The following is a 3,657-nucleotide window of genomic DNA, read 5'->3' as shown; positions in this document are numbered from 1 at the left end:
AACTGGGGAGCTGTAAAGCGTTATATTACTCAGGTTTTGCAGGCGCGAGGTTTGGATGGCGTGCAAGCTGAGGAGTTGGCTATTTTGCCGGGAATGGATGAAATTTTTGGTTTGGTGCGGATGAAGCGGCACTATGATGAGGGGGAATATGATGTTTTAATTATTGATTCTGCTCCGACTGGTACTGCTTTACGACTTTTGAGTTTGCCGGAAGTGGGGGGTTGGTATATGAGGAAGTTTTATAAACCTTTGCAGGGAATGTCGGTAGCTTTAAGACCTCTTTTTGAACCTATTTTTAAACCTATTACTGGTTTTTCTTTGCCTGATAAGGAAGTTATGGATGCTCCTTATGAATTTTATGAACAAATTGAGGCTTTGGAAAAGGTTTTAACTGATAATACTCAGACTTCTGTGCGGTTAGTTACTAATCCGGAGAAGATGGTAATTAAGGAATCTTTACGCGCTCATGCTTATTTAAGTTTGTATAATGTTTCTACAGATTTAGTAGTAGCTAATCGGATTATTCCTGATTCTGTAACTGATCCTTTCTTTAAAAAGTGGAAGGAAAATCAACAGCAATATCGGCAAGAAATTCACGATAATTTTAGACCTTTGCCTGTGAAGGAAGTACCTCTTTATTCTGAGGAAATGTGTGGTTTGGCTGCTTTGGAAAGGTTGAAAGAAACTCTTTATGGCGATGAAGATCCTAGTCAGGTTTATTATAAGGAAAATACTGTTAAGGTAGTGCAAGAGAAGGGTAATTATAATTTGGAATTATATTTGCCTGGAATTCCTAAAGAGAAAATTCAATTGAATAAAATTGGGGATGAGTTGAATATTAGAATTGGTAATCATCGTCGGAATTTAGTTTTGCCTCAAGCTTTAGCAGCGTTGCAACCTGCGGGGGCAAAAATGGAGGATGATTATTTGAAGATTAGGTTTGCTGAAGTGGCAAAAGTTTAGGATAGTTATTTTTTTTGTGGGAGGAGGTTTTGATTTTTTTTCTTTTGTTGAAGATGTAAAGATTATTTTTAAACCTACTCCTACAAGAGAAAATTGGCGTTGGTGATTTGGGCTATGATTTTACTTTAACCATAAGCCATTTTCATGTATACTTATCTGAATAGATTCAAAGATATACCATAAAATATAAATTAGATATCAATACTATAACGATCTAGTTATGACTACAGAAGTTCGTACAACAGAAGCAGCATTTTTACTCAATATATCACCAGGTAGACTGCGAATACTACTCCAACAAGATAGAGTAGTAGGAGCTTACAAGCTTAAAAGACTGTGGATGATTCCTCTTAATAGTCGAGGAGTGCCAGAAATTATACCTAGTCGTCACGGCCCTCAAGGAACTTGGAACAAGGCTGAACGTACAGGGAATACTTTTGTTCATGTTTTGCGAAATACTATCGACTATAACCGAGATAACGGAACTTCTTATCCAGCAGTTGCCGTAAAAGTGGGAGATAAAAAAGATTATTGCCACGCCCTAAAAATTAACGGACCTTGCCAAATTGTTTATCAGCCACACCAACCTAATAGAACTCAAGCAGGTGGTGCCCGTCTCTGGATTGAGGTTGAGCCACAACATCAAGTAGAACGAATTTATTTTTCAAGAGGAGATTACGGTCCTCCTCCGGAAGTAACTCAGCAGAGGCAAAAGTTTAAAAGAAAGAGGAAAGAAAAAAGCAAAAAGTCTTCTCAGAAAAAATGTTTGAGAAAATCAAAGAAAAAATCTTAGCCGATTTTTTTTTAGGCAGCTAAAAAAATATCTAGAATAACTTTGAATTATTGGGGTTGTCAAAAGACTCCTCGGATTTATGCTGAATATTTAAGCTCAAATTTTTTATCCTAGTAGAAAGAATAGCCAGATAGATCGATCTGTTAAAAATTTGAAACTATTTAATACACTAGACTTCTAAATCAATTGAAGAAAGAGAAAAAATTATGACAAATCTTGCTTTAGAAGTATGGAATATGATCATTGTAAGAAGAATGATCGGAAAATTTTTGGCAAAGTTATTAGGGAAGGGGAAAATGGAATAAGTTTTAGAAAATTTTCCTGACAGATCCAAGAAATTTCTTATTGCATCTAAATCAATTAGTCTTTCTCATCTCGGCAAAGAATTAAGTTGAGAATATTTAGCTCATTAGAAGTTAAAAGATAGCGATCGCTATAAATTTTTTCTCGCATTTCCTCTAAGCTATAACTACGAAAAACAATAAAGGGAAATTCCCGATATTTCCGACCAATGGGTAGGGTGTTATATGCAGGATAAAGGTAGTGAACATATTTAGATAATAGGGTTCTAAATTCTTTTTCTTCTTCTTCTTCTAGTTCCTGCTTAAAATATTCACTCATTAATTCTCGACTCATAAATACAAATAATGGTAGAGCATAATATTGGTCTAAGTTTTGACTATTTTGTTCAAACCACTGAGTTCTATTAATATCTCCCTTGAGCAATTCAACAAATTCTAAGACGCTACCTTTCATTGCAGAGATAATATTAGGTGGATAATTTTTTTCATTTCTGCTAATTTCCTTCATTTTATTAACTAAATCTTGATTAGCAAATTGTCTAATTTGAGATTCTAATTTCATCAAATAAGTTTCTTCTAATTTATGTTTGGAAATAGGAACTACTAATAAATTTCCAGTGAGATAACCTGTTTCAATATTGCCAAAATTTAGTAATTTATCGAGTCGCTGACAATAGTGGGAAAATTTTTGGTTAAAAGATTCCATCAGTGAAAGATAGGAACGATATTGGGAGTCTGATTTTTGGGATTTATTCTCATCCTTAAGTAAGACAAAATCGGCACTACTAAAAATATTTGTCAAACTTGTATAAACATCTTTAAGAGTTTGTTTTTGAGGATGGCGACGATGTTCATTTTTTAACTCTCTAATCATATTTGTTACTTGACTACTAAATGTATTTCCAGCAGCCGAAACAGATTTTCCACCAATAGGAATCATCATAAATTTTTTCATTCCTAAACTACCTGCACCAGTTATTCTTGTCATTATTGACAATTTGAGAATTAATAAAATATCCCAGAGATTTAATAAACTTTCTGCTAAAGATAATTTTTTTTCTTCAGCATATTCTTGTGAAGATGTATTTTCTTCTTGGGGGTAATAAATGGCGCGATCGCTCAAATAAAAGGTTATTTGTTTTGGTTGGTCATCTAAAGTTTTTGCTGTGTTATTTTCCCAATATTCTCCTCGGGATCTATAGATAACTTGTATGACTTCCATTAAATTTCTTTCTATTTGGAATTTAGGGATTTCTACTAAGATAATTTTTGCTTTAGGAAAGGATAAACCTCGACTTGCTGAAGATGTCATAAATACAACTTTGACGTCTTGTTTACATTCTTCTATTTTGCTCTTTTTTTCACCGGATAAATTAGCGTGTATTTCCAGATAGTCTGTATATTGTTCAAATTTTCGATACTTACTAATTTTGTCTATTAATTCTTGTAGCTTTCTTATATCTTGAATATAAACTAAGATTTGACTAGATTCGGGATTATCTAAATAGGAGTTTATATCGGATAAAATGTTGGTTTGAACTGTTTTGATTAACTCTTTATTATTATCTTGAAATTTGGCTTCATTAAATTCATAACATT

General features: G+C 33.3%; 3 protein-coding genes. 2 read left to right on the top strand and 1 reads right to left on the bottom strand.

Annotation, left to right across the window (positions count from 1 at the left end; all coding sequences use genetic code 11):
• Positions 1–963 (top strand): TRC40/GET3/ArsA family transport-energizing ATPase (locus AFK68_RS06060; protein WP_094672001.1); only part of this gene is annotated, 963 nt, incomplete at its 5' end.
• A gap of 220 nt (positions 964–1,183) precedes the next feature.
• Positions 1,184–1,756 carry a hypothetical protein gene (locus tag AFK68_RS06055; RefSeq protein WP_094672000.1) on the top strand — a complete coding sequence of 191 codons (573 nt, stop codon included), beginning with the start codon at positions 1,184–1,186 and terminating at the stop codon, positions 1,754–1,756.
• A gap of 360 nt (positions 1,757–2,116) precedes the next feature.
• On the opposite strand, the gene AFK68_RS06050 is transcribed toward AFK68_RS06055, so the two are convergent.
• The coding region (locus tag AFK68_RS06050; protein WP_256386497.1) for a helicase-related protein at positions 2,117–3,657 on the bottom strand (1,541 nt) is incomplete at its 5' end.

The organism is Hydrocoleum sp. CS-953 (genome assembly GCF_002260545.1).
GTDB lineage: Bacteria > Cyanobacteriota > Cyanobacteriia > Cyanobacteriales > Microcoleaceae > Trichodesmium.
This window is presented reverse-complemented; position numbering and strand designations above follow the sequence as displayed.